Below are 25,679 nucleotides of genomic sequence, written 5' to 3'. Positions count from 1 at the left end.
AGCTCAGCGTGATGCAAACAGGTAGCCGGCCGCCCACGGGCGCGGGTCGGCATCGCGGGAAGTGACCGTGAAGCCGGCCTCGGTCAGGATCGTGCGCACCGCTTCCTTGGTGCGGTAGGACTCGTCGCCGGTCTCGTCCGCGAGGAAGTCGTGGCAGCCGATCGCGGCGTGCCGGACGATCGGGAGCACGTCTTTTGCGCCCCGCAGGGCGGGCAGTTCGGCGCCCTCGATGTTCATCTTCACGAAGTCGATGCGGTCCAAACCCAGTTTGGCGACCAGATCCGGGATGGTCGTCGCCGGAACGGGCACGCCTTGGGAGCCGATCTTGTTCTCCAGATAGGACTGCGCCTGCAGGTCGCTGATCATGACCGGTTCGTCGGAGTCCATCACCGCCGCGTGGATCGGTTCGACGTTGCCAAGGCCGTTCACCTGGCACACCCGTTCGAGCTTGGCGTAGGTCGTGGGATGTGCCTCGACAGCGATGACCCTGCCCGACTCGCCAACCATTTTCGAGAACGGCAGGGCCTCGGTCCCGATCCCGGCGCCGATGTCGAGAACCACGTCCCCGGGCCGAATCGAGTAGTCGCGTAGGAAGACATCCCGGGCGAACTCATCGCACTGCCCGGCATCCATTCCCTCACCACCCCGGAGATCCGACATCAGCATGGCGCCGGCACGGGTTCGAGTCAGCCAATCACCGGTCTGCCGGTCATAGGTGATGACGGTGCGCTGGCCCTGGAGGGTCTTACCGGCAGACGCCGCGAGCCCGATCAACCAGCGGGTGCGCGGCCGGTCGAGCGCATCGTAGACGGCGTGCTTGAGAGCCATTTGTGCACCCTAGCAGCATGTCTGGGCTCGGCCGCCGGGTTGAGCGGACGGCATCAACTCAACACCCGCAACTTCTCCCACGGAACGTGGTCCATCGGGTCGTAGTCCCACCGAAAGCCCGCAGCCTGATAGACCTTGCCCAGCCCGGGCGGCGGCGCAGAGGTGTCGAGTTCGAAGCTCACGCTCAGTGGCGCGCCACCGGCGTCGACGACATATCCGCCGTAGGTCTGCATCGCGGTGGCGACCGCCAACTCGCCGGAGCGCAGGCCGAGTGTGGTCAAATCCAACGCTGGATCCAGTTGTAGGCGAGCGCCCTCGGGGAGGCAGTCCGTGCGCAGCGAGGTGCCGTCGGACTTCAGCGCCGGCGGCCGAAACGTGCTGCACGCGTTATTGGTCTGCAGGGCCAAGGCGTGCGGGATCGCGCCCGCGCTGATTTCGGCGACGCGGATGACGCCGGCCAGCCTGGAGGCGCCCGAACCGGTGGCCGCTCCTCCCCATCCCGACCCGTGCAAGCTGTTGACCGCCCCCCACTGCGTTGACCATTGGTCGCCCGCCCGGCTCGCCCGCCAGAATTCGAAGACCGTGCCACTCGCCTTGTCAACGGTGACCATCGCCGCATCAGACCCCGAATTTGGTTGCGCCCCAGCGGGGATCGGCACTGGCCAGCCGGCGAACGGACAGATGCCCCAGTTCTGGCCGACGCATTGCACCCGATATTCGGGCGTACCCGGCTGCGCAGTGAAGATCGGGACACCGTATTGCACGAGGTTGGCGAACACGCCGCGGGTCGACTGGACATGTCCGATCATCGCAGCGCTGCCGGGATCGATCGAAGGCCGTTCGGGAATCGCTTGCCGCCACGGGCTGTCCGCCGCGAATGGCGGCTCGGCTCCACCGTTGCGGGTGGTCGAGCAGGCCGTTCGACCGGCCGAGGCGGCCACCACCGCGACGATAGTGGACACCAACACCACCAGGAATCGCGCCGACCGGCGAGTGGGGTTGCCGGCCAACCTCATTCGGAGGCGACGCGGTCGTCGATGCGGATCGGTGCGACGAAATCCGTCCTGTCCCGACGCCGCCGGTCGAGGAATGCCGACAGCGACAGGCCGGCCACCAGCCCTCCGATGGCACCTACGGCGATGGCGATGAATACCGTTGTGGTCGTGTGGTCCCGGGTGTCGGTGATCTGCATGCTGCCGATCACCTGAAGCAGGTACTGGTCGTAGCCGTTCACCTGGCTCAACCGATTTCCGGCCACCGCCGCGGCCCGTTGGAGTTCGTCACGGGCCTGGGTCGGGTTGTCGGCCTTGGCGGTGAAGGTGAGCAGTCCCCGTACCGCGTCGGCGTCGATGGTCACCGACGATCGCTCATCGTGGAGCACTCTGGCCATGGTCGGCAACAACTCGATCCTCGACCGCACATCGAGTGCGTAGGAATACCAACCGTTGACCGGACGAGCGGGCACCAGGGTCATGTGCTGGCTGGCCCGGTAGACCGGTGAACTGTTCGCGGCCACGTAGCCCCAGAAGATGGCCCCGCCCACGGCGGCGGCCGCCAGCCATACTCCACCGTCGCGCGCGAACCTCCGCAACGTCGCGGCGGGCACCGGCCACGGCGGCGCCACCGCGGCCACCGTCGCCAACACCACCGCGAAGGTGCGGAAATACGAAAGATGCAGCCCCGCACTCGATATCGACCAGCCGATGATCGCCGCGACCAGCGCCGCGACCAGAACCCGGTCCCGTGACCGTGGCTGCGCAATGATCCGCAGCACGAGCACGCTCAGGAAGCCCATGATCATCACCGACCAGCCGATCAATCCGAACACCCCGGACTCGGCAAGCAACTGCAGGTAGAGGTTGTGCGCCGCGAGATTCGGCTCGCGGACGGCTGTCGACACCCGCCCGGCGAAGTTGATCACCTCACCGGCGAAAGTACCCGGACCGAAGCCGAAGTAGGGGCGCTCCGACCACATCATCGCGGCCTGCTCCTGAGCAGCAAGCCGGCCGAGCAACGAAGGGTCGACGTGGCCGTTGGCCTCCCCCTGGCTCATCTGACGGAGCATGTCCTGCAGGCGATTACCGACACCGGGCACGAAGAACAACGCCAGCACTGCCGGCAGGCTGGCCAGGCCCCAACGCCGCACCGATCGCTCCGAGGCGACGAACCACACGGCCATCGCGATTCCGGCCGAGACGAAAGTGCCACGCGATTGGGTCAGGTAGATGCCGGCCAGCAGGGCGAGGATCGCCGCGACGACCGCGGTGGCGGCCGGCTTGTTCGACTCGCGCAACGAACGCGTCAACAGAGCCGCCGCCAACGGCAGGCCCATGATCAGGTGCCGGCCCCAGAAGTTCGAGTCCGGCAACGGGCCACCATAGCGCGGCGTGGTGACGAGCTCGCCGGAAGACGTTGTCACGATGGAAAACCCACCGAACGACGTCGACCCGCCAAAGACTGCGTAGTCGATCACCGTCAGCACCGAGAGCAGGGCCAACACCGTCACGACGGTGATCGCGACGCTCCACGGCCGAGCAGTCATCTGGGCCAGCATCAGGACCAGCAGCAAAAAGACCACGTCGATGCCGGTGCGGCGGATCGCGGACAGCGACTCCCCCAGCTCCGAGCTACCGATGGTGGCCACACACTGCGTCGCCAGGAACAACGCCAGCAGTCCCGCGCAGATCACCGTCCACGTATTCAGGCGCGCGCGCAGCACGGGGTCGCGCAGACCGAGCCCAACGGCCAACACACCCAAGGCCATCGAGCCCTGGAACACTGGAATATTGCCGTGTTGCTCCATGACGCCGGAGAGGTTGCTGACCTCGATGGCGACCATGACGATCAGGGCGACATGCGGACGGCGCGCCGCGAACACCAAGCCGACGCCGCCGATGAGAGCGGCAATCACCAACAGCGGGCCGTGCGAGCCGAACATCGCCACGGCCGCCACCGCCGCGGCGCCGCCAACCAGCGCCATCGCCGCGATTTCGCCGGACTGCGGCATGTTCCGGATCGACCCGGTCATAGCCCGGGCAGCACCTCTTCGTGGACTGGGCCGTCCCGCCGGGGGGCGGAGTTGTTTCGGCGGTCGCGCGATCGGGCGACGAACCAGCCGGCGCCACCGCCGATGAGCAGTCCGCCCAGCGCCACCGCCGCCGCCACCTGCGACCGGCGCGGACTCGGCAGGGGAAGGGCGTTGTTCTCGGGGGGCCAGAGCACCTTCACCGCGTAGGGCACGGCCAGCGCCGTCACATCCGGGGTGGCCTTGGTCAGGACGTCGTTCAAGCCCGCCTCGGCGGCGGCCGCCGAATGGGCAACCACCGTCACGACGACGATCGTGGTGTCCGGCAGCGCCGCCGCCGACAGCGAAAGATCGGCCGCCGGCACCTTGGCCGCATTAGCTGCCGACGGCACCCACCGGGGGTCGTTGTAGAGCACCGCGACGGTCCTGCTGACCTGGCCCCGCGTAAGCACTTCCCAGAAGGCTGACGATTGCTCGGTGGTCAGATCGGCGCCGGGGAGCAGCGCGACGTTGGCCGATGCCTGATACCAGTGCGACTGGGGGGCGAGAAAAAAGCCCAGCGCCGCTCCGAGGACAGCGCCAACAAGCGCGAAGAACGCGATCGTCCTGCGGTGCTTGGTCATGTCCCTTCCTTTACTCTCGCCACCCCACGTGCAGCGTAGCCTCGACCCACTTTCGCGTTCGCTTTTGTTGCCAATATCCTCGGCCCTCGGGCCCGGTCCGGCGCCCTCTGAACTGGGATGACTGTGGTTGAACCCGATGGCCGGCCGGCTGTGGCCGGTGGCTTGGCAGCCCAGCAGAAAGCCGCGACGGTCATGCTATCTTCACGCCAGGAACTACCGGGTGGAGTTGCCAATGAGGCGGACAATTCAGATCGAATTCAATGAGTTGAGTCCGGCCTTGATCGACGAGTTCATTGCCGCCGGAGAGTTGCCGAACTTCCGGCGGTTGCGCGACACCTGCGAGGTGTTCGTCACCGACGCGTCCAACGAGATCAACCTGGAACCGTGGGTCCAGTGGCCGACTCTGCACACCGGCATCCCCGACCGGGATCACGGTATCCAGCACCTGGGCGAAGCCGACCTGGTTGCCGGGCGAGGAATCGCCCGCGAGCTGGCTGCGGCCGGGTTCAGCGTGGGCGTGTTCGGCTCGATGAACCTCGACTACGGACCGCTGGACGGCTTTGTGGTTCCCGACCCGTGGAATGCGGACCTGACGCCGCATCCCGCCGCACTCAGCGCGTTCACCAAGTTCGTGGTTTCCGCCGTGCAGGAGAACTCGGCCGACCGACTCGACAAGAGAGCGGCGCTCCCCTTTGTCAGCTACCTGGCGGAGCGGCACTACGGCGGAGCGGCGGAGTTCGCCTTCCTCGGACTGCTGTCACTGCCCCACAACGACGACGGCCTGCGGTTCCTTCTGCGCGCGGTGTGGCCGTTGGTTCTCCAGCGGTTGCCCGGCGCGCGGCTGCGGGTCATCGGACGCGAAGCCCGGCCCGAGCTGCTGGCCCTGGCAGACCAGCTGCGCGACAGCGTCACCGTCGAGGGGTACGTCGCCGACCTCTCCGAAGCGCTCGGCGGGGTCGCCGCACTGGTCAACCCGCTTCGCTTCGGCTCGGGTATCAAACTCAAGGTCATCGAGGCGCTGGGACGTGCCTTGCCGGTGGTGTCCACCCCGGTCGGTGCGGAGGGCATCGACAGCGGCCCTGGCACCGGGGTCCTGGTGGGCACCGAACCGGCAGAGCTCGCCGAATTGTTGTGTTCGTTGACCGACCCCACGTACAACGCCGATATCTCGGCACAAGCCCGCGCGCGTTTCGACGCCTCCTACGCCGCTGCGGCGGTGTTCGCGGCCTACGACACCGCGTTCGGCGACAATTCCGGTCACTGATATTTGCTGTAACCGCACTCTCGTGCACGTTTTGATGTGACAAGCGTCATTGAACCAGGCATTGCCGCAAGCCATGGCCCAGGTTACGGTGACGTTAATGCCGACCTTCAACGATGGAACCCATAGTTTCGCTGTAATACGCGATGAGCGTGATATCTGCTCGTCAACCGGTCGCTACTCGTCTTCGTTCCTTCGCCATAATGTGACCTATCCGTTATCCAACGTCCGGGAAATGACGGCACTGGCACCCGCGTCCCCGCCGACACCCAACGACATCCGGCACGCCCGATATGTCAGGGCGCTCCTGGTCAGCGATGCCGCAGTTATTTGCTTGGTCCTGGCGGTCGCGACGGTCCTCCGCTTCGGCGGCCAGCCGGATCTCCTCACCCGATACGGCGTCGTCTCGGCCGTACTGGCCGTTCTGTGGATGCTGGCGCTGGGCCTGAGCGGCACCCGGTCGCGCCGGGTGGTCGGCCGCGGCGTCGAGGAGTACGCCAACATCGTGTTGGCGACCCTGCAACTGGTCGGTCTGGTTGCCATCTTCGCGCTGCTGGCGAACGTCACCGTGTCACGCGGGTACCTCGCGGTGGCCTTCCCGCTGGGCTTGCTCGGACTGCTGTTCAACCGGCGGCGCTGGCGGCGGGTGGCCGCGGCCCAACTCGGCCGGGGGGAAGGACTGACCCCGGTACTCGTGGTGGGCACCCTCACGGCGGCGGCCGACATCGCGGCCAGGTTCGCCAAGGATCCCGCCGCGGGCCATCACGTCGTCGGAATCTGCACACCCGCTGGACCGACGCGGCAGCTCCACGCCATCGACGTCGACGGCCGGACCATCCCGATCGTGGGGATCGACCAGGCCATCGTCACCGCCGTGCGCCGCACCGGTGCGCACACCGTCGCGCTGGCCGCCACCGACCAGCTGCAGCCCACCGAGATACGCCGGTTGATCTGGGAGCTCGACTCGCTGGGAGTGGACCTGATGATCGCGCCGGGGCTGGTCGATATCGCCGAGGAGCGGCTGCGCAGCCGCCCCGTCGCGGGCATGGCCATGCTGGAGGTGACCAAGCCGCAACACGACCGCGCCAACTCGGCGGCCAAGCGGGTCTTCGACATCGTGTTCACCCTGGCAGCCATGGTCGCGATGGCCCCGGTGTTCCTGCTGGCCGCGCTCGCGGTGCGGCTGTCCAGCCCGGGCCCGATCTTCTATGTCGCCGAGCGGATCGGCCGTGGCGGCACAACGTTCACAATGCTGAAGTTCCGCAGCATGTACGACGGCGCCGACGCCCGCGCGGCGGCGATGATCGACGCCGACGGCGGCTGTCCGCTGTTCTGGAAGGCCAAGGACGATCCACGGATCACCCGGGTCGGCAAGGTACTGCGCAAGCTGTCCATCGACGAGCTGCCGCAGTTCATCAACGTGCTGCGCGGTGACATGAGCGTGGTCGGCCCCCGGCCGCAGGTCCGCCGCGAGGTCGACTCCTACGATGACCTGGTTCGCCGGCGGCTGGCCGTCAAACCGGGCCTGACCGGCCTGTGGCAGGTCAGCGGTCGCTCCGATCTGCAACGCGAGGACGCGATCCGGCTCGACCTGAGCTACGTCGAGAATTGGTCACCGATTCAGGACCTGGTGATCATCGCGAAGACCGTCAAGACGGTGCTGCGCGGTGACGGGGCGTACTGACCTCGACTAGCCCTCGAGCTTGTAACCCAGGCCACGCACCGTGACCAGGTGCACCGGATTGGCCGGGTCGGCTTCGATCTTGGACCGCAGGCGCTTGACGTGAACGTCGAGGGTCTTGGTGTCCCCGACATAGTCCGCGCCCCACACCCGGTCAATCAGCTGACCACGGGTGAGTACCCGGCCGCTGTTGCGCATCAGGTACTCGAGCAGATCGAATTCCTTGAGCGGCAACGTGATCGGCTCACCGTTGACGGTGACCACGTGACGCTCGACATCCATGCGCACCGGGCCGGCCTCCAGGATGGCGTCGCCGATGGTCGAGTCGTCGGTGTCGCTGCCCCGGCGCAGTACCGCGCGGATCCGGGCGATCAGTTCACGCGCCGAGTACGGCTTGGTGACGTAGTCGTCCGCGCCAAGCTCGAGGCCCACCACCTTGTCGATCTCACTGTCGCGGGCGGTGACCATGATCACCGGAACGCTGGAGCGCGCCCTCAGCTGCTTACACACGTCGGTGCCGGTCATGCCGGGCAGCATGAGATCGAGCAGCACGATGTCCGCCCCGGACCGGTCGAATTCGGCTAGGGCAGAAGGGCCGTCGCCGACCACAGTGGCCTCGAACCCCTCCTTGCGGAGCAGGAAAGCCAGCGGGTCGGCCAGCGACTCCTCGTCTTCCACGATCAATACATTGGTCATTGGCGTAGTGCCTCCTCGTCGATGGCCGATTGGTCGGCCGGTTCGTCGTCGCTATCTGGGTAGGCGGGAATGGACAGGGTGAAGGTCGAACCGGTTCCCGGCTGGCTCCACAGCCGGATGCTGCCGTTGTGGTTGGCCGCAACGTGTTTGACGATGGCCAGCCCCAGGCCGGTACCACCGGTTGCCCGGGAGCGCGCTTTGTCGACCCGGAAGAAGCGTTCGAATACCCGCTCCTGGTCGGCCCGCGCGATACCGATTCCCCGGTCGGTGACCGAGATCTCGACGTTGTCGCCACGGCGCCGCCTGCTGATCGACACCTTCGAGCCGTTCGGCGAGTATGCGATGGCGTTGGAGATCAGATTGGCCAGCGCGGTGACCAACAAGGACTGATCGCCGAAGACCCGGAAACCGCTGGGCGCGTCGGTGGTCACCGTGATGTCAGCACTGTCGGCCGCCACCTTATGGCGCGAAATCGCTTCGTTGACAACGGAATCCACGTCGATCGCATCGAGGTCGGGCAGTGGTTCGGCGCCCTGCAGGCGGGACAGTTCGATCAGTTCTCCGACCATGTTGGCCAGCCGTTGCGATTCGGTGAGGATCTTCTCGGCGAAGCGGTGCACGGTGTCGGGGTCGTCGGCGGATTCCAACAACGCTTCGGCAAGCACGCCCATCGCGGCGACCGGTGTCTTGAGCTCGTGGCTGACATTGGCGACGAAATCGCGCCGGCTGGCCTCCATCCGGGCCTGCTCGGACTGGTCGTCGACGTAGACGACGGCGAACCGCGGATCCTGCTTGCTCAGCATTCGGACGTGGCCGCGTACCGACAGCCCGGAGCGCCCGGTCGGCGCCCGCCGCGGCGGGGACAAATCGACGTCGACATCCTCGCCGCTGGCCAGGACGCGCTGGGCGGCGTTCCAGGCCCGCTCGTCGAGCTGGCGGTCACGCACCAGACCCAGCTCCACGGCGCGGTCGTTGATGAACACCACGTCACGATGTGAGTCGACGACCACCACGCCGACCGGCGCCAGCGACACCACATGGTGCAGCATCTGCGAGACGGTGATCCCGGCTTCGGTGATCGCCCGGCGCTGCTTGCGCTCGAGGATGCGCGGGGTGAGTACGGCCCCGATGGCCAGACCGAGGGCGAGCGCCACCAGCGCGACGGCGGCCAGCACAGCCACCGAGACAACACTCACAGGAAAAGCGTACGCACTGGGTGAACGTCATCCCAGCAGCGTGCGGCCAATTCGGGATACGTCACACGGTCTGCGCGCATGTATTCCGCCGCCGTTTACCGCCCGTTTGCCAAACCGGGGGTGTCTCCGGCTACTTGGCACCCTGGCTGGCCACCGCGGCCGCACCGGCGGCGGCAGCCTCGGGATCCAGGTAGGTACCACCGGCCACGATGGGCTTGAGGTCGGCGTCCAGGTCGTAGCGCAGCGGGATGCCGGTGGGGATGTTCAGGCCCACCACGTCCGCGTCCGACATGCCGTCGAGGTACTTCACCAGCGCGCGCAGCGAATTACCGTGCGCGACCATCAACACCGTCTTGCCGGCCCGCAGATCAGGCTCGACGGTCTCGGTGAAATACGGCACGAACCGGGCAACGACGTCGGCCAGGCACTCGGTCAGCGGACCGCCACCGATGTCGGCGTAGCGCGGGTCGGTGTCCTGGCTGTACTTGCTGCCGGGCTCGATCGGCGGTGGCGGGGTGTCGTAGCTACGACGCCACAACATGAACTGCTCGTCGCCGTACTTGGCCTTGGTCTCGGCCTTGTCCAGGCCCTGCAGCGCACCGTAATGGCGCTCGTTGAGCCGCCAGCTGCGCTGCACCGGGATCCACAGCCGGTCCGCGGCGTCCAGCGCCAGGTGCGCGGTGGTGATCGCCCGCCGCAGCAAGGAGGTGTAGAGCACGTCGGGCAACAGGCCCTGCTCGGCCATCAGCTTGCCGCCGCGCACCGCCTCGGCACGGCCCTTGTCCGTCAGGTCGACGTCCACCCAGCCGGTGAACAGGTTCAGTGCGTTCCATTCGCTCTCGCCGTGCCGGAGCAGGATCAGCGTCGCCGAAGAATCCGAAGCCATGCCCGAAGTCTCTCACGCCCGGATTCAGTCGTCGCCCTCGAAGTGCTCGGAGATCAGGTGCTTGAACGCCTGCAGGTTCTTCAGCGACTCGCCGCGGGCCACCCGCCAGGCCCACTCCTTCTGGATGGACGATGCGAAACCCAGCTCCAGCAGGGTGTTGAAGTCGTTGTCGACGGCCTCCAGCACCTGCCCGAGCACCCGGTCGATCTCGTCGGGGCTCACCGCGTCGAGTGCGATGCGCCCGATCAGGTAGATGTCGCCGACGTTGTCCAGGGTGTAGGCCACCCCGTAGAGCCGTCGGTTACGTTTGAGCAGGAAGCGGTAGACGCCCTCGTGGTTCTCGTCGGGCTGGCGGCAGACGAACGCCTCGACACGCATCGAGTGCTCCCCGATGCTGAGCAACGTGTTGGTCGTGAGCTTGCGTTCACCGGGCAGCTCGACGATCAGCCCGGCCAGCCCGCCGTGCGCACCCTCATGCCGGGTGTAGACCAGCTGGTGGTCGGCCAGCGCATCCTCGACGATCCGCTGCACCGCGGCGGCAGTCGCGCTCACGCACGCACCCCGCGCCGCCGACTCCACCGGCGACCGTTGCGCCGGGCCAGCAGGTCGCCGGCGGCGCGGCGGCGGTGCGCACCGGCGTAGTCGGTGATCGCCTGGCCGTAACTGGCGAGCAGGCCGTCGACGGTGTTGTCCCAGGAGAATTGCTGCGCGTGTGCGACGGCCGCGCGGCTCAGTTCGGCCGGGTCGCGCTCCAGCAGCTCGGCGATCGCATCGGCCCACTGACCGGCCTCGTGGTTGGGCACCAGGGCTCCGCTCACGCCGTCGGCCACCGCGACTGGCAGTCCGCCGACCGCGGCGGCGACCACCGGAGTTCCGCAGGACTGTGCCTCCACCGCGACCAGGCCGAACGATTCCGAGTAGCTCGGCACCGCGACCATGTCGACGGCTCGGTAGACGTTGACCAGCTGCTCGCGCGACTGCGGCGGCAGGAAGGTCACCCGATCGGAGATACCCAACTCGGCGGCCAGAGCAACCAGGACATCGGGTGCGGCCAGGCCGCTTCCGGACGGCCCGCCGGCGACCAGCACCCGCACGTCGGGCAGCTTGGCCGCCGCCCGCAGCAAGACATCGGGCGCCTTCAGCGGCTGGATGCGCCCGACGAACGCGATCACCCGCTCGTGGTCGGGCAGACCCAGCGCGGCCCGCGCGGCGCGCTTGTCGCCCGGAGTGAACGTCGCCAGATCAACGCCGGGATACACCACGTCGATGCGTCGCCGATCAGCGTTGTGCAATGAAATCAGTTGCTGCGCTTCATCTTCGGTATTGACCACCAGCCGGTCAGCCTCGTCGACCACCTGCTGTTCACCCACCGAGCGCAGCCGCGGTTCCGGCGCGTCACCGTCGGCCAGTGCAGCGTTCTTCACCGCAGCCAAGGTGTGGGCGGTGTGCACCAGCGGAACAGCCCACCGGTCCCGGGCCAACCAACCGACCTGGCCGGACAACCAGTAATGGGAGTGCACGACGTCGTAGTAGCCGGGCTCGTGGGTGGCCTCGGCGCGCAGCACGCCGGCGGTGAAGGCACACAGCTGGGTCGGCAGGTCGTATTTGTCCAGCCCCTCGAAGGGGCCCGCGACCACATTGCGCACCAGCACACCGGGCGCCACCCGGACCACGGCAGGATCGGACGAGGACGTCGCCCGGGTGAAGATCTCTACCTCAACCCCGCGCCGTGCCATGTGCAACGCCGTCTGCAGCACGTAGACGTTCATCCCGCCGGCGTCGCCGGTACCGGGCTGGGCCAGCGGCGAGGTGTGTACCGAGATCACCGCCACGCGTCTCGGCATGCCATCGGTCGAACCGTCACTCAGCTCCCGGGCGTGCCGCACGCCTCCATCTTTACACCTGTTAGGCCAGGGCTTCGCGGCGGTTCTGCGCCCGCCGCAACGCGCCGATCGGATCGGCGTAGAGGCCGCCCAGCGACACGATGCCAGCTCCGGCCTCCTGGACGCGGTTACCGAACGCGGTCACCCGGATATCGCGCGCAGGAAGCGCCGAACGCTCGGCGAAGGCGGCCTCGACCAGTTGCATGCCCTCGGGGTATTCGGTGAAGGCCTGACCGCCGACCACGAGGTCGTCGGGGTTGAGCATGTCGCGCAGCAGCGCCACCGCGCCACCGAGGACGCGGGCCCGTTCGGCCAGCAGTTCGCGAGCACCGACCGCGGCGGGGGTGTCGCCTTGCCGGGCAGTGCGCAGCAGCGTGGCCATCGAGGCACCGGGGCCGGAATCCGGAACAACGCCACGTTTACGGGCGGCCGCCAGCACCGCCTCGTCGCTGACGGTCGACTCCAGCTGGCCGCTGCCGCCGAGCAGCTCCGAGGACACCGGCAGCGCGGCGATGGTGCCGGGCCCGCTCGCCGGGCTGTGCACCCGGCCACCGATCACCAACGCGAAACCGACTGTCTCACGGGCATAGACGTAGAGGCTGCTCGACGTCGGCGCCGGCGGGCGGCGCAGTCCGAGCAGCACCTCGGCGCCGGCCATCGCGTCCACATGGGAGGCAACCGAAACCGGCAGACCCAACGCATCGGCGAGCACCGGCCCGACCGGGGCCTGCGACCAGCCCAGTCGGCTGTGGTCGACGTGACCGGTGAGGCTGTCGACCACCCCGCCGATCGCGACGCCGATCCACAACGCCCGGCGGCGGTGCCAGCGGCTCAGATAGCGCCGGGCGCTGCCGGCCAGCGAGGCCAGCGCAGGCCCCTGCCCGCCGCGCGGCGTCGGCGTCTCGACGGCGTCGAGCGTGCGCCCGAGCAGGTCGGTGGCGACGATGTTGGTGGTGCGGGCCCCGATGTGGATGCCGAGGGTCAGGAACGGTTCGTGGTTCACCTCGACCGGGACGCGGGGCCGGCCGATCGCCCCGGACACGGCCAGGTCGGCGCGCTCCCGCAGGACGCCCGCATCAAGCAGGGCCGTGACCTGGCGGTTTACCGTGGCGATGGACAGGTTGGTGACGGAGGCGATCACGTCGCGGCCGATGGCGCCACGCTGGCGCACCGCGGCGAAGACCGACGCGGCGGCGCCGTCGGGAATGCGCAGCGACGGGGCAACGATGTGGTGGCGGGTCCGCAGCGGGTGCGGCCGGGCCCCGACGCGGGGCGCGTCATGGGCGGAAGTACGAAGCGGATCGTGGGAAGAAAGGGCGACGGTACGCACTGGGAATTGTCCTTCTCGAGTCGGGGCGGGACCTATGCCACACCTGGCGACTTGAGCGGAACGAAAAGAGGCGTCCGGTCGGGTCAGGCGCAGCGAATCGCGTGACAACAACACGCGGTGTGCGCGACCAGACAGCTGGTCAGCCCGAAACGGATCACAACAGGAAGTTAGCACAGTTACTAGAGTTGGTCAGATGGAAACTCCAGACGCTCATTCCCGGGTCGCGGTCGTCACCGGCGCGAGCTCCGGCATCGGCGAAGCGACATCGCGAACCCTTGCCGCACTTGGCTTTCACGTGGTCGCGGTGGCTCGGCGCGCGGACCGGATTCAGCGCATTGCCGACGAGATCGGCGGCACCGCCATTGTGGCAGACGTCACAGACGGTGCGGCGGTGGACGCCCTGGCGGCCGAGCTACCCCGCGTCGACGTGCTGGTCAACAACGCCGGCGGGGCCAAGGGTCTCGAACCCGTCGCCGAGGCGAATCTGGAGCACTGGCGGTGGATGTGGGAGACCAACGTCCTGGGCACCCTGCGCGTCACCCGGGCCCTGCTGCCCAAGCTCATCGAGTCCGGGGATGGGCTGATCGTCACCGTCACCTCGATCGCCGCGCTGGAGGTCTACGACGGTGGCGGCGGGTACACCTCGGCCAAGCACGCCCAGGGCGCCCTGCACCGGACCCTGCGCGGCGAATTGCTCGGAAAACCGGTGCGGCTCACCGAGATTGCTCCCGGGGCGGTACAGACCGAGTTCTCCCTGGTGCGCTTCGGCGGCGACGAACAGCGTGCCGAGGCGGTCTATGCCGGGATCACGCCGCTGGTGGCCGCCGACGTCGCTGACGTAATCGGGTTCGTCGCGACCCGACCGTCGCACGTGAACCTGGACCAGATCGTCATCCGACCGCGCGATCAGGCCAGCGGAGGCCGGTTCAACCGCCGCTCGTAGCCGGGCTGGTCGTCGTCGGGCTGCTCGTGGTCGTGGGGGTGGTGGTGGTCGGCGTACCCGACAGGGTCGGTGCATCGCTTGGGGTGGCCGGTGCGCTGCTGGGGATGTTCGACGACTGCTGGTTGTCCGATAGTGCCGACATCGACTTCCACTCGTCCCAATCCACCGCCCAGTCCCAGATGTCGCCATCGGCATAGGACAGCTGGATCGACGTGCCGGTCACCTCGACCGGGTCGCCATAGACCGCCGTGTAGTAGTACTGCTCGGCATCACCGGTGGACAGGTTGATGCAGCCGTTGGTGACGTTGGTGTTGCCTTGGGCGCCCGAGGAAGCCGGGTTGGCGTGGATGAACTCGCCGTTGTTGGAGATACGCACCGCCCACCGCTCGTGCACGTTGCTGTAGCCGGCGGCCTGGTTGGTCATGTAGAAGTCGGCGTACTTCTCGGTGACCACATGGATACCGCTGCGGGTGACGTTGCGTGGCAGGTCGGCCTCCCCATAGCTGCACGGGAAGTCCATGACGACGCCGGCGTCGGTGATCACCTGGATGCGGTGCGAGGTGGCGTCGGCCTTGACGACCTGGCTCCGGCCGATGTCGAAGTCCAAGGTGGAATCGGTCGCGCCGTAGGCGTCGTCGCCGAACCGCACACCGTAGAGGCGCGCATCGACGTGGACCTTGGTGCCGGGCCGGTAATACTCCCGGGTCCGCCAGTGCACCCGCGAACCGCCCGCCTCGTCGGGCAGCCAGGCCCAGCTGCCCTCGGTCGGGGGGTCGGTGGTGACCGTCAGCGCCCGCTCGACATCGGGCCGGTGTGCGTCGTCGATCGCGGCATCGAACTGCAGGATGATCGGCGCCGCGACGCCGACGGTCTGCCCGTCGGACAACTGGAACTGACCGTTGACCCGGGTCGTGGGGTCGACCGTGGTGAACGACGCGGCGACCGGCACCGCCTTGCCGTCACGACCCACCACCGACCCGGCCCACGTGTAGGAGGCGCCGTAGCCGAGTGACTCGGTGGCGGTGAAAGCGGTGCGGTCGCGGTTGAGGGCGCCCGCCACGACCTTGCCGTCGGCATTGGTCAACGTCACCCGCTGCAGCCAACCGTCCTTGACCTGGAGGCTGACCGGGGTCGTCGGCAAAACGTCCGTGGCCGCGTCGGCCGGGCTGAAGCTCACCGTCGGCTTGGGCGGCGGCGCCGGCGTCCCGGACTGTTTGCCGGTTCCGGTCATGCAGGCAGCCAGCACATTGGGTGCGGCCACGCCGAACGCCAGCGCGGTCAGGGCCCGACGCCGGTTCATCGGCGACGGGCGGTTGGCTGGGCTCACATCAACCAAAGATACGGAACCCAGCCCCCAAGCTGCCAATTCGCGAGGTGTGGTTAAGGCCTCACCCAGCCCTGATCCGTCAGAGACCGAAGATCTTGAAGAACGCCGGGGCGGCGCCGCCGAACGTGGACCCGGCGAACTCGATGCTGCCGCCCACCAGCGCGACCTGAACGCCGGATTGCTCGGCGCTGTAATCGTCCCAGCTCACCGACACCGGACGGGCCGGCGAGAACAGCCCACCGACGGGGATGTGCGCGACGATGGTGGGGCCCGAGACACCGGTTTGGATCGGCAGGTCAAGCGTTCGCGTCCCGAAAAGCAGTGCGTTGGTGAACTTCGGTGCCGCCTCGGCCCAGGCGAAGATCGCGCCACCGACGTTTCCGCTGCTGGCTGCGGTGAAGAACGTGTTCAGGCTGTCGTAGGCGGTGAGCCCGGCACTGATGAAGGCGCCGGCGACGCTGGCGGTGAACGCGACCGTCGGGGGCACGACCAGCGTCCCGCCGGTCAGGGTCGTCGTGCTCTTGGGCGACGGCGTGGTCGTGAACGTCTGGTCTCCGACCAGCGAGAATGCGGCGCCGCCGAGCGGCGTATCCGCAGTCACGTCGACCCCGATGGAACCGCTCGTACCCAGATCCGGAGCGGTCACGTTCGCCACCAGTGAGATGGGACCGAACGGAGTGTCGATGGACTGGTTTATCGCTGGGATGGCGGCGGCGATGGCCGTCTTGCTGGCGGCCGACCTGGCACTGGCCGAGGGCGACGACACCGCGGCAGCGCTCACCGGGCTCTTGTTCACCTTGACTGCCGACGCACTCACCCGTTTGGACGAGGCCACGCCGGCGCTGCGCTTCGGCCCGGCCTCGTGACTGCTCGACGAGCTCGAGGACGCCGAACTCGAGGCCTGGTGATCGCCGGTGTCGGCTTGGGCGACACCCGCCGCGCCCGCCAGGGCGGCTCCAACACCCAGGGTCAGCGCGCCCGCACCGAGCCAGGTCCTGACTCCGAGCGTGCGGTTCGGTGCGCGCTTCGCCAATTGTGCGGTCCTAGAAGCCATTTCAGATCCCCCGGAAGTCCTCGACGCTAACCCGTGAGCGGGCTGACACCCACCATTTTCCCCATTTTTCGTCCCGCGGGTTAATTTTGCCGATATTCATGCCTGTCGCGTCGCAGTGCGCGTGATGAACCCGGGCGCCGACAGGCGATGCACCGGCCTACAGCGAGCACCCCACCAGTACGGGTTCGGCGACCAGCGTGATGCCGAACGCGTCGCGCACGCCATCGCGGACGGTGCGCGCCAACCCCAGCACGTCGGCCGTGGTGGCACCGCCCCGGTTGGTCAAGGCCAGCGCGTGCTTGGTCGACAGCCGGCAGGGCCCAGCGGCCGGGCCCGGGTAGCCCCGGCCGAATCCGGCGTGCTCGACAAGCCAGCCGGCCGCCAGTTTGACCCCGTCGGCGGCCGGATAGTGCGGCACCGGCTCGTCGAGCCGGGCCTGGAGTTCGGCGAACTGTTCGACAGGTACGACGGGGTTGGTGAAGAACGACCCGACGCTCCATGTGTCGTGGTCGCCGGCGTCGAGCACCATGCCTTTGCGGGCCCGCAATGCCAAGACGGCGGCGCGCACCCTGGCTGGATCGGCGGACTCCCCGGCCGCCACGCCGAGAGCCGACGTCAGCTCCGCGTAGCGCAGCGGAGCCGACCGGCCGGAGCCGTCGAGGGCGAACTCCACCTCCAGCACCACCGCGTCCGCGGAGTTCTTCAGCACGCTGTGCCGGTATCCGAAGCCCAGCTCGGCAGCCGGCGCCCAACGCACCAGCGCGCTGCGCCGGTCAAACAGCCGCACGCGGGTCAGGCAATCGGCGACTTCCACGCCGTACGCGCCGACGTTCTGCACCGGGGTGGCACCCGCCGAGCCCGGAATACCCGACAAGCACTCGAGCCCACCCAGCCCGCGGTCGATGGCCGCCACCACGACGTCGTCCCACACCGCTCCGGCTTCCGCGCGCAACAGCGAACCGTCAACGGCCACAGCGGCACTGGCCAGTCGAACCACGGTGAGGTCGGTGAGGGCGTCGGCAATCACCACGTTGGACCCGCCGGCCAAGACCAGCACCGGACCGTCGGCGGATCGATCGAGGGCGCCGACCGCGGCCACGATCTGGTCGGTGGTGGTGCAGGTGATCACCCGGCGGGCGACCGGACCGACGCGCAACGTCGTCAGGGGTCCCAGCGGCACATTCTCGGCGACCACCGCGCCGCCGTAATCCTCCAGCCCGCCCACGGGGCGTAACGGTAGCCTCACCAGGTATGCCGCGTTCATTCGACATGGCCACCGACTACCAGGGCAGCGTCGAACAGATCATCCAGGCCTTCAGCGACGAGCAATACTGGCTGTCGCGGCTGGCGGGCTCCGGAGCCGACGACGCGACACTGGATTCGCTGCGGGTCAGCCCGGACGGCGGCATCGACGTGGCGACGACCCAGGTGTTGCGGGCCGACCGGCTGCCCGCGCTGGTCACCCAGTTTCACCGCGGCGACCTCCAGATCCGTCGGGTGGAGAGCTGGACGCCGCTGGTGGGCGATACGGCCAACGCGACGGTCAGCGGCACCATCACCGGGGCGCCGGTAACGCTGACCGGCAGCGCACAGCTGATTCCGTCGGATGCGCGGGCTCGGCTGGCCCTCCGGGCCACCGTCGAGGTCCGCATCCCGTTGGTCGGCGGCAAGGTGGAGAACTTCATCGGCACCCAGCTGGTCGACCTGCTGATCGCCGAGCAGCAATTCACCACCCTGTGGATCGCCGGGAACGGCTGAGCCGCCGGTACGGTGGCGTCATGTCCCGCCGCATGGACTACGTCATCGGGCTCGACAAACCCGTCGCCGAGCTCTACCTGAGCTTTACCAGTCTCGGCTACTGGGAAGACCTGATCAGCGAGCACCAGCAACACACCGACACCGAGCTCACCCGGTTCAGTTCCGATGCGACCGGCACCGACATCGTGTTCACCCACACGGTGTCCCGTAAGGACTTGCCGCCGGTGGCGGCTGCGGTGGTGCCGCTGAAGCTGACCGTCACCCGCGCACAGCACTTCGATCTCTTCGACCCCGCAACCAACTCCGCCAACGGGCACTACCAGGCCCTGGTACCGGCTGCGCCGATGGACTTCGGCGGTACCTATGTGTTGCACGAGACCGCGGCCGGCAGTGAACTCCGACTCAACAGCGTCTGCACGGTCAACGTGCCGCTGCTCGGTGGCAAGATCGAGCAGTGGATCCTGACCGGATTACGCGGATTGTTCGACGGCGAACGGGATTTCACCCGTGACTGGATCGCCAGCCATTACTAGGCCACTGCGGCCGGTCGGCATTCCGACCCGCGGGACCACCAACGCCAACCGGCTGCGGCGAGCAGACCGGTGGCTGGTCAACTCCTCGCGGGTGCGGGCCGCGCTGGACTCTGCCACCGATCCTTTGGTCGTCGACCTCGGGTACGGCCGATTGCCGGTCACCACCTTGGAACTGGCGACGCGGCTGCGGGTGGTGCGGCCCGACATTCGGGTGGTCGGCCTGGAGATCGACCCGGAACGCATCGTTCCCGACGTCGACGGCGTCGAATTCCGGCTCGGCGGCTTCGAACTGGCCGGCCTGCATCCGACCCTGGTGCGGGCGTTCAACGTGCTGCGCCAGTACCCCGAGGACGCGGTCGCGCAAGCCTGGTCGGTGATGCGCTCGCGGCTGGCATCCGGCGGGTTGATCGTCGACGGAACCTGCGACGAGCTGGGCAGGCGCGCGGGCTGGGTGCTGCTGGATCGTGACGGTCCGGTGAGCCTGACCTTGGCCTGCGATCCTCGCCATATCGACCGCCCGTCGGATCTGGCCGAGCGCCTACCGAAAGTTCTTATCCACCAAAATATTTCAGGAACGCCCATCTACGCGCTGCTGACTGCCGCGGACCGCGCCTGGGCGGCGGCGGCCGGGCACTCGGTGTTCGGCCCCCGGGACCGCTGGCGGGCGATGCTCAACGACTTGCGGTCGGCCGGGCTTCCGATCCAGGCGCAGCGGCGCAACGCCCGCGACGCGGTACTGACCGTGCCCTGGGCGGCGGTGGCGCCCGACTAGGCTGACGGGCATGCGGATTGCGCTGGCCCAGATCCTCTCGGACACCGACCCCGCCATGAACCTGAAGCTCGTCGAGGACTACACCCGCGACGCCGCCGACGCCGGCGCCCGGTTGGTGGTGTTCCCCGAAGGCACCATGAGCCGATTCGGTGTCCCGCTCGCGCCGGTGGCCGAACCGCTGGACGGACCGTGGGCCGACCAGATACGCCGCATCGCACACAACGCGGGGATCACCGTGCTGGTCGGCATGTTCACCCCGGCAGCCGGCGGGCGGGTCACCAATACGTTGTTGGCCGCCGGTCCCGGCGTCGACGCGCACTACGACAAGATCCACCTCTACGACGCGTTCGGTTTCGCCGAATCCGACGGGGTCGTGGCCGGCCGGGAGCCGGTGGTGATCCACGTCGACGGCGTCGGCGTCGGGCTGACCCTGTGCTACGACATCCGCTTCCCCAGCCTCTATACCGAACTCGCCGACCGCGGCGCCCAGCTGATCACCGTCAGCGCGTCGTGGGGTGCCGGGCCAGGCAAGCTCGACCAGTGGACGCTGCTGGCCCGGGCCAGGGCGTTGGATTGCGCGTCATTCGTGGCCGCGGCCGGCCAGGCCTACCCCGGCGACGAGTTGGCCACCGCCACCAAGGCGCCCACCGGTGTCGGGGGCAGTCTGGTGTCCTCGCCGCTCGGCGAGGTGGTGGCATCGGCCGGCGCCGATCCCCAGCTCGTGGTGGCCGATATCGACATCGACCGCGTTGCGCAGGTGCGCGAGACGCTCGGCGTGCTGCGTAACCGCTCAGAGTTTGCTCAGACTGATAAGGCAGAATCGCCCGGGTGACGAATCCGCCACAAGGTCCTGACCATCCCGTCGGACCTGGCCATCCCGTCGGACCTGGCGAGCCGACCGTGTGGGCCTACCCCGCCGTCCCGGCGCCGGAACAGCCCACCCAGCACATCCCGCGACCGGGGGGCCCGGCCGACGCGCCGACCCAGCACATCCCCCACGTTCCGCCGCCCGAGGAGCCGGTCGAACCCAAGCGGGGGTTCCTGCGCGACCCGCTCTCCATTGTTCTGGCGCTGGTCATCGTCGTTGCGCTGGCGGTGGCCGGGCTGGTCGGTACCGAACTCTATGTCCGGCATCGCGCAGATACCGTGGTGGCCAATGCCGTCTCGTGTGTGGTGCAGGACAAGGCCAGCGTGTCCTTCGGCATGCGCCCCTTCCTGCTGCAGCACCTGAGCGGCCGCTACAGCGACATCTCGGTGCAGACCGCGGGCAATCAGATCCGCCAGGCCAAGGGCATGAAGTTGGATCTGCGCCTCGACGACATCACGGTGAACAAGACCGCGGACTCGGCCGGAACGCTGGGCGCACTGGATGCCACGATCACCTGGTCCAGTGATGGCATCAAAGAGACCCTGCAGGACGCCATCCCGTTCCTGGGCGGCCTGGTGACCAGTGTCACCACCAGCCCGTCGGACGGCACCATCGAACTGCAGGGTGGCCTGGGCACGGTGACCGCCAAGCCCCAGGTGACCAACGGTGGGATGAGCCTGGAGGTCGTCCAACTCACCGGTCTGGGCTTCACGCTGCCGCGGGAGACCATTCAGCCGGCGCTGGACGCCTTCATGATCACGCTGACCAAGAACCTGCCGATGGGCATTCACGCCGACAACGTCGCCGTCACCGACAGCGGGGTGGTGGCCACGTTCGTGACCCGGAACGCCACGATTCCCAACGGCCAACAGGATCCCTGCTTCGCCGGCATCTGAGCCGGGGTTCTCGCGTCCACTGTGCAATGACGGCTTCGACTGAGTGTGGGCGGAATCAGGCCGTGCTGGCCGCCCCGCGGGCACAGTCAACGCCCTGAGTGCACCGTGGGCGGCCGTCAGTCCAGCCCGTCGAGCACTGCCCGGGTACCCGACAACCCGAGGCGGGTCGCGCCCGCGTCGAGCATCGCCACCGCATCCGCGGCGGTCCTGATGCCGCCGCTGGCCTTGATGCCGAGCCGGCCGCCGACCGTGGCCGCCATGATGTCGACCGCCAGCACCGAAGCGCCGCCGGCGGGATGGAATCCGGTGGAGGTCTTGACGAAATCAGCGCCGGCTTCCTCGGCGGCCCGGCACACCGCGACCAGAGTGTGCTCGTCGCCCAGGCTCAGTAACGCCGCCGACTCGACGATGACCTTCAGCACCGCATCCGGCACCGCCGCACGAACGGTGCCGATGTCGGCGGCCACGTCGGCGAGGTCACCGGATAGCGCCGCGCCGACGTCGATGACCATGTCGACTTCGGCGGCACCGGACTCCACAGCCAGGGCTGCCTCACGCGCCTTGACGGCCGGCAGATGCTTGCCGGACGGGAAGCCCGCGACGGTCGCAACGGCGAGATCTTCGGGATGAGCGCCGGCGGCCTTGTGGGCGACCGAGACCAGCGACGGCGACACACAGACCGCGAACACCCCAAGGTCGGCGGCCTCCTCGACCAGCGCGGCGACGTCGGCCCGGGTGGTCTCGGGCTTGAGCAGGGTGTGATCGACCAGCGCGGCCACGTCTGCGCGCGAGCGCATCGCCATCAGAAGGGCTCCTCGACGCCGCCGGGATTGCAGCCCGCGGCCATCATCGTGTCGTCGTCCACCACCGGCCGCCACGGCTCCAGGTTCCAGCTGGTCTTGCCCGGTGCGGCGATCTCCGCGAACCGGAAGTGGCAGACGAACTGGTCCCGCATTCCCGGGATGTCGGCGTCGGGAGCCAGGGCCAGCACCTCGCCCCACGCCTCGTCGATTTCGGCCGGCGGTTTGAGCAGCTGTGCCCCTGCGTCGCGGCCGGACAGTGTGGGATAGACCCGCAGGCTGGACAGATCGCCCCAGTGCACCCACTGGACATGGTCGATGAACGGCGGCACCGGGTCGGGAGCGGCGGCTGCGGGAGCGGCCAGCGCGAAGGCCGCGGGAACCGCCAGAAGCACGACCAGCAGCCGGCTCGGCCTGTTCAGCGCGACTTCCCCTGGATCTCGAGCAGCTTGGGTCGGACGTCAACCAGGTAGACACCGGCGGCCACGGCGGCGATCGCCACGCCGGTGACGCCGAGAACCAGCGACAGCAGGACCGCCACACCGAGAATGACCAGCCACACCGGCTTGGTGAGTTTCTCGGCCGCGGTGTAGGCATCGGGGCGCTGCATCGCGGCATGGACGAACGCGTAGATCGCGGCCACGGTCACCGCCCAGAAGACGACCTCAAGAACAACACCCGCCACACCCTGGAGCATCACAGCTACCAGCGTAGGCGGGTGTTGTCTCGATCGTCGAACTAGTCGCCCGGTACCCGGGTCGCTTCGTTCGCTACTTCTGGGTGACCTTCTTGGCCGGAGCCTTCTTGGCCGGGGCCTTCTTGGCGGCAGCCTTGGCCGGAGCGGCCTTCTTGGCCGGAGCCGCCTTCTTGACCGGAGCCTTGGCCGGGGCGGCCTTGGCCGGCAGGTCGACGCCCACCAGCTTGGCGGCGCGCTCGCCCACCGCGCGGGTCTGCGTGGATACGTTGCCCAGCGCCTCCTGGGTCAGCTCGACCGCCTGGTCGACATAGCCCTCGGCACGTGCAGCGGCTTCCTTGAGTTCGGGCTGATTGCGCAGCCGCACCAGGGCGGCCTCGCCACGCTCGACAAGGCTGTTGTAGGTCGCGGTGGCGTCCTCGACGAAGCCCTCAGCGGCCTTGCGGATCTCTTCGGTCGACAGCTTGCCGCGCAGTTCCTCGGCGCGCTGCGGCAGGTCTTCCTGCAGCTTGGTCAGTGCGGCGCGCCGCTCTTCGACACGGGTGCTGGCCTCGGTGCGCGCATCTTCGGCGCGGTCACGCAGGGTCGCCAGGATCTCGTTGACGGTCGCCAGGGCCAGGTCCGCGGCGCCGACGGCGGCGAGCAGGGGGGCCTTGAGGTCCTCAACGTTAGGGTTCTCAGCCATCGCAGTGGCTCCTTTCGAATCTTTGAATCAGTTGGGGTTCAATGGTTTACAGAGGTTTCGAGCTACGGTTGTTCAGTCGACAGCTCCTCACGGGCAGCGTCGTTCTGCTGACAGAACGAGGTGTATATGTCGAGCAGAACCTGCTTTTGGCGCTCGGTTATCGCGGTGTCCCCGATGATGGCGTCATTCACCTGGCTGGCATCCCCGGGTTCGAGGATTCCGGCTCGGATGTAGAGCACCTCGGCAGACATCCTCAGCGCCTTGGCAATCTGGCTCAGCACCTCCGCAGAAGGTTTGCGCAGCCCCCGCTCGATCTGACTGAGGTAGGGGTTGCTGACGCCAGCCTTCTCGGCCAACTGCCGCACCGAAACCTGAGCGGCTTCACGCTGCGCCCTGATGAAGCCACCGATGTCGTGCGCGGCACTGGAAACCACGGCCTGAAGATCTGCGTCCTGCGCCATGACTGACCTCCTACCGCGTAGTTTCCGATGCGTACCGGAAATACGTTACGCCGGGGTGCTAACTTTTGCAAGCACCCTGTTAGCGCAGTTCAGAACAGTAATTGCGCCACCGTGTAGATCACCAACCCGGCCAGCGCGCCGACAACGGTGCCGTTGATCCGAATGAATTGCAGGTCGCGCCCGACGTGCAATTCGATGCGCTGGCTGGCCTCCTCGGCATCCCAGCGCTCGATGGTGTCGGTGATGATCGTGGTGATCTCGGCGCCGTACTGGCCGACCAGGTGCTGGGCGCCGCGCACGATCCAGTTGTCCACCTTGTCGCGCAGTTCGACGTCGTCGCGCAAGGATTCGCCGATGCGTACCACCGAGTCGGTGATGCGGCCGCGCAGCGTGCTCGACGGATCGTCCACCCCGTCAAGTACCAAGCGTTTCAACGTCTTCCACGCCGTCTCGGCGGCGCGGGTCACCTCGTCGCGCGCCATCAACTGCTCCTTGACCGCCTCCGCGCGCGCGATCGTGGCGTCGTCGTTCTGCAGATCGTTGGCGAATTCGAACAAGAAGCGGGTGGCCGACTGGCGCAGCTCGTGATTCGGGTTGCGCCGCACCTTGTCGGTGAAATCCATCAGCTCACGGTGAATCCGGTCACCCACCAACTGGTCGACGAATCGAGGCGACCAGGTCGGCGAATCGCGGGTGACGACACGTTCGATGGTCTCGCCGGCATTGAGTGCCCACTCGAAAGCCCGGTCGCACAGCAACTGGATGAGCGCCTCCTGACGGTTCTCGGCCAGCAACTGGGCCAGCACCCGGCCCACCGGCGGACCCCACTGCGGCTCGGCGAGCCGCTTGACGATGGTGCGGTCGATCACCTGCTGGATATCGTCGTCGTTGAGCAGCTCAACGACGACCCGTAGGACGGTGCCGGCCTCGGTGCCCACCCGGGCGGCGTGCGACGGTTCGGACAGCCATTTGCCCAATCGGCCGGCCACGTCGGCGTCGCGCAGTTTGGTCTCCACCACCGCCGGTGACAGGAAGTTCTCCCGCACGAACGCGCCCAATCCCTCACCGAGCTGGTCCTTCTTCCGCTTGATGATCGCCGTGTGCGGGATCTTCAGGCCCAGCGGGTGCCGGAACAGCGCGGTGACGGCGAACCAGTCGGCCAGCGCGCCGACCATTCCCGCCTCGGCCGCGGCACCGACGTAGCCGATCCACGCCGGCCCCCCTTGCGCCTGGCCCCACCGACAGGCCAGGAAGATCACGGTGGCACCGAGCAGGAAGCTCAGCGCCACCGCTTTCATCCGGCGCAGCCCACGACGGCGTTGCGCGTCGGCCTCGGAGTCTGCACCGGCGAACGATTCGGCGAAGGACTTGCCAGCGCGGACGACACCCGCCGGCAATGCCGGAGGGTCGTGATTGGTTGCCACACCTCCATCATCCGCTATCCCGCGATCCAGTTAATGTGACGTTGCCGTTCGAACA

General features: G+C 68.0%; 28 protein-coding genes. 9 read left to right on the top strand and 19 right to left on the bottom strand.

From position 1 onward, the window contains the following. Positions 1-3: 3 nt before the first annotated feature. From ADBZ9K_RS26950 to ADBZ9K_RS26935, 4 genes are read right to left on the bottom strand one after another with little or no spacing between them, the layout of a single operon-like run. Entirely contained in the window at positions 4-828 is an 825-nt protein-coding gene (locus ADBZ9K_RS26950) for an FkbM family methyltransferase (RefSeq protein WP_526625371.1), read from the bottom strand. 53 nt (positions 829-881) lie between these two features. Next, positions 882-1,790, bottom strand: a complete 909-nt coding sequence (locus tag ADBZ9K_RS26945) for a hypothetical protein (protein ID WP_526625369.1) — start codon at positions 1,788-1,790, stop codon at positions 882-884. A 50-nt stretch (positions 1,791-1,840) separates the two neighbouring features. Next, complete coding sequence (locus tag ADBZ9K_RS26940) at positions 1,841-3,856, bottom strand: O-antigen ligase family protein (protein WP_526625367.1); 2,016 nt, start codon at positions 3,854-3,856, stop codon at positions 1,841-1,843. Further along, on the bottom strand, positions 3,853-4,476 hold the full coding sequence (locus tag ADBZ9K_RS26935) for a hypothetical protein (protein WP_526625366.1): 624 nt from the start codon (positions 4,474-4,476) through the stop codon (positions 3,853-3,855). Before ADBZ9K_RS26935 ends, ADBZ9K_RS26940 begins: the two co-directional genes overlap by 4 nt. Positions 4,477-4,708: 232 nt before the next feature. Here ADBZ9K_RS26935 and ADBZ9K_RS26930 point away from each other — a divergent pair, with 232 nt between their 5' ends. Then, positions 4,709-5,740, top strand: a complete 1,032-nt coding sequence (locus ADBZ9K_RS26930; protein WP_526625365.1) for a glycosyltransferase — start codon at positions 4,709-4,711, stop codon at positions 5,738-5,740. A gap of 232 nt (positions 5,741-5,972) precedes the next feature. After that, on the top strand, positions 5,973-7,421 hold the full coding sequence (locus ADBZ9K_RS26925; RefSeq protein ID WP_526625364.1) for a sugar transferase: 1,449 nt from the start codon (positions 5,973-5,975) through the stop codon (positions 7,419-7,421). Positions 7,422-7,427: 6 nt separating this feature from the next. Here ADBZ9K_RS26925 and regX read toward each other — a convergent pair whose 3' ends face one another. The 6 genes from regX to ADBZ9K_RS26895 all read right to left on the bottom strand — a co-directional run bounded on the left by regX (position 7,428) and on the right by ADBZ9K_RS26895 (position 13,409). Continuing rightward, complete coding sequence (regX, locus tag ADBZ9K_RS26920) at positions 7,428-8,114, bottom strand: two-component sensory transduction protein RegX (protein ID WP_526625363.1); 687 nt, start codon at positions 8,112-8,114, stop codon at positions 7,428-7,430. Beyond that, a complete protein-coding gene (locus tag ADBZ9K_RS26915) occupies positions 8,111-9,310 on the bottom strand; it encodes a sensor histidine kinase (RefSeq protein WP_526625362.1) in 1,200 nt (399 codons plus the stop codon). Before ADBZ9K_RS26915 ends, regX begins: the two co-directional genes overlap by 4 nt. 130 nt (positions 9,311-9,440) lie before the next feature. Continuing rightward, on the bottom strand, positions 9,441-10,196 hold the full coding sequence (locus ADBZ9K_RS26910; protein ID WP_526625361.1) for a phosphoglyceromutase: 756 nt from the start codon (positions 10,194-10,196) through the stop codon (positions 9,441-9,443). A 24-nt stretch (positions 10,197-10,220) separates the two neighbouring features. Further along, entirely contained in the window at positions 10,221-10,748 is a 528-nt protein-coding gene (locus tag ADBZ9K_RS26905; protein ID WP_526625360.1) for a YbjN domain-containing protein, read from the bottom strand. After that, a complete protein-coding gene (gene mshA, locus ADBZ9K_RS26900) occupies positions 10,745-12,040 on the bottom strand; it encodes a D-inositol-3-phosphate glycosyltransferase (RefSeq protein WP_526625359.1) in 1,296 nt (431 codons plus the stop codon). Before mshA ends, ADBZ9K_RS26905 begins: the two co-directional genes overlap by 4 nt. Before the next feature lie 61 nt (positions 12,041-12,101). After that, on the bottom strand, positions 12,102-13,409 hold the full coding sequence (locus ADBZ9K_RS26895) for an ROK family protein (RefSeq protein ID WP_526625358.1): 1,308 nt from the start codon (positions 13,407-13,409) through the stop codon (positions 12,102-12,104). Between the two features lie 193 nt (positions 13,410-13,602). Here ADBZ9K_RS26895 and ADBZ9K_RS26890 point away from each other — a divergent pair, with 193 nt between their 5' ends. Beyond that, positions 13,603-14,352, top strand: coding sequence for an SDR family NAD(P)-dependent oxidoreductase (locus ADBZ9K_RS26890; protein WP_526625357.1), 750 nt, complete (start codon positions 13,603-13,605; stop codon positions 14,350-14,352). Here the strand turns inward: ADBZ9K_RS26890 and ADBZ9K_RS26885 are convergent. Both ADBZ9K_RS26885 and ADBZ9K_RS26880 read right to left on the bottom strand, forming a co-directional pair. Then, complete coding sequence (locus ADBZ9K_RS26885; protein ID WP_526625356.1) at positions 14,336-15,688, bottom strand: Ig-like domain-containing protein; 1,353 nt, start codon at positions 15,686-15,688, stop codon at positions 14,336-14,338. The genes ADBZ9K_RS26890 and ADBZ9K_RS26885 overlap by 17 nt on opposite strands. Before the next feature lie 70 nt (positions 15,689-15,758). After that, the gene (locus ADBZ9K_RS26880; protein WP_526625355.1) at positions 15,759-16,334 is read right to left on the bottom strand and encodes a hypothetical protein; all 576 of its coding nucleotides are present in this window, start codon (positions 16,332-16,334) and stop codon (positions 15,759-15,761) included. A gap of 28 nt (positions 16,335-16,362) precedes the next feature. Between ADBZ9K_RS26880 and ADBZ9K_RS26875 the strand changes: the two genes are divergently transcribed. Next, positions 16,363-16,545, top strand: a complete 183-nt coding sequence (locus tag ADBZ9K_RS26875; RefSeq protein ID WP_526625354.1) for a hypothetical protein — start codon at positions 16,363-16,365, stop codon at positions 16,543-16,545. Positions 16,546-16,890: 345 nt separating this feature from the next. Here the strand turns inward: ADBZ9K_RS26875 and ADBZ9K_RS26870 are convergent, their stop codons facing one another. Further along, positions 16,891-17,997 (bottom strand): UDP-N-acetylmuramate dehydrogenase, encoded by a 1,107-nt coding sequence (locus tag ADBZ9K_RS26870; protein WP_526625352.1) that lies wholly within the window; start codon positions 17,995-17,997, stop codon positions 16,891-16,893. On the opposite strand from ADBZ9K_RS26870, the gene ADBZ9K_RS26865 reads away from it, so the two are divergent. The 5 genes from ADBZ9K_RS26865 to ADBZ9K_RS26845 are packed head-to-tail and all read left to right on the top strand — an operon-like array spanning position 17,985 to position 21,560. Beyond that, on the top strand, positions 17,985-18,491 hold the full coding sequence (locus ADBZ9K_RS26865; protein ID WP_526625351.1) for a DUF2505 family protein: 507 nt from the start codon (positions 17,985-17,987) through the stop codon (positions 18,489-18,491). The genes ADBZ9K_RS26870 and ADBZ9K_RS26865 overlap by 13 nt on opposite strands. 20 nt (positions 18,492-18,511) lie before the next feature. Next, positions 18,512-19,024 (top strand): DUF2505 family protein, encoded by a 513-nt coding sequence (locus ADBZ9K_RS26860; RefSeq protein WP_526625350.1) that lies wholly within the window; start codon positions 18,512-18,514, stop codon positions 19,022-19,024. After that, a complete protein-coding gene (locus tag ADBZ9K_RS26855) occupies positions 19,017-19,796 on the top strand; it encodes a class I SAM-dependent methyltransferase (protein WP_526625655.1) in 780 nt (259 codons plus the stop codon). The genes ADBZ9K_RS26860 and ADBZ9K_RS26855 overlap by 8 nt, the downstream gene beginning before the upstream one ends. Before the next feature lie 10 nt (positions 19,797-19,806). Beyond that, entirely contained in the window at positions 19,807-20,628 is an 822-nt protein-coding gene (locus tag ADBZ9K_RS26850) for a carbon-nitrogen hydrolase family protein (RefSeq protein ID WP_526625349.1), read from the top strand. Continuing rightward, positions 20,625-21,560: an LmeA family phospholipid-binding protein gene (locus tag ADBZ9K_RS26845; protein WP_526625347.1), complete on the top strand. Its 936-nt coding sequence runs from the start codon at positions 20,625-20,627 to the stop codon at positions 21,558-21,560. The genes ADBZ9K_RS26850 and ADBZ9K_RS26845 overlap by 4 nt, the downstream gene beginning before the upstream one ends. A gap of 116 nt (positions 21,561-21,676) precedes the next feature. On the opposite strand, the gene deoC is transcribed toward ADBZ9K_RS26845, so the two are convergent. The 6 genes from deoC to ADBZ9K_RS26815 all read right to left on the bottom strand — a co-directional run bounded on the left by deoC (position 21,677) and on the right by ADBZ9K_RS26815 (position 25,624). Beyond that, the gene (deoC, locus tag ADBZ9K_RS26840; protein WP_526625345.1) at positions 21,677-22,363 is read right to left on the bottom strand and encodes a deoxyribose-phosphate aldolase; all 687 of its coding nucleotides are present in this window, start codon (positions 22,361-22,363) and stop codon (positions 21,677-21,679) included. Then, the gene (locus tag ADBZ9K_RS26835) at positions 22,363-22,755 is read right to left on the bottom strand and encodes a DUF2599 domain-containing protein (protein ID WP_526625344.1); all 393 of its coding nucleotides are present in this window, start codon (positions 22,753-22,755) and stop codon (positions 22,363-22,365) included. The genes deoC and ADBZ9K_RS26835 overlap by 1 nt, the downstream gene beginning before the upstream one ends. A gap of 23 nt (positions 22,756-22,778) precedes the next feature. Beyond that, the gene (locus tag ADBZ9K_RS26830; RefSeq protein WP_526625654.1) at positions 22,779-23,057 is read right to left on the bottom strand and encodes a DUF2516 family protein; all 279 of its coding nucleotides are present in this window, start codon (positions 23,055-23,057) and stop codon (positions 22,779-22,781) included. Between the two features lie 73 nt (positions 23,058-23,130). Next, entirely contained in the window at positions 23,131-23,739 is a 609-nt protein-coding gene (locus ADBZ9K_RS26825; RefSeq protein ID WP_526625342.1) for a heparin-binding hemagglutinin, read from the bottom strand. 62 nt (positions 23,740-23,801) lie between these two features. Beyond that, a complete protein-coding gene (locus tag ADBZ9K_RS26820; RefSeq protein WP_526625340.1) occupies positions 23,802-24,200 on the bottom strand; it encodes a helix-turn-helix domain-containing protein in 399 nt (132 codons plus the stop codon). An 89-nt stretch (positions 24,201-24,289) separates the two neighbouring features. Further along, positions 24,290-25,624 carry a DUF445 domain-containing protein gene (locus ADBZ9K_RS26815; protein WP_526625338.1) on the bottom strand — a complete coding sequence of 445 codons (1,335 nt, stop codon included), beginning with the start codon at positions 25,622-25,624 and terminating at the stop codon, positions 24,290-24,292. Positions 25,625-25,679: the final 55 nt, after the last annotated feature.

The sequence above is a fragment of the Mycobacterium sp. genome, assembly GCF_965229265.1.
GTDB lineage: Bacteria > Actinomycetota > Actinomycetes > Mycobacteriales > Mycobacteriaceae > Mycobacterium.
This window is presented reverse-complemented; position numbering and strand designations above follow the sequence as displayed.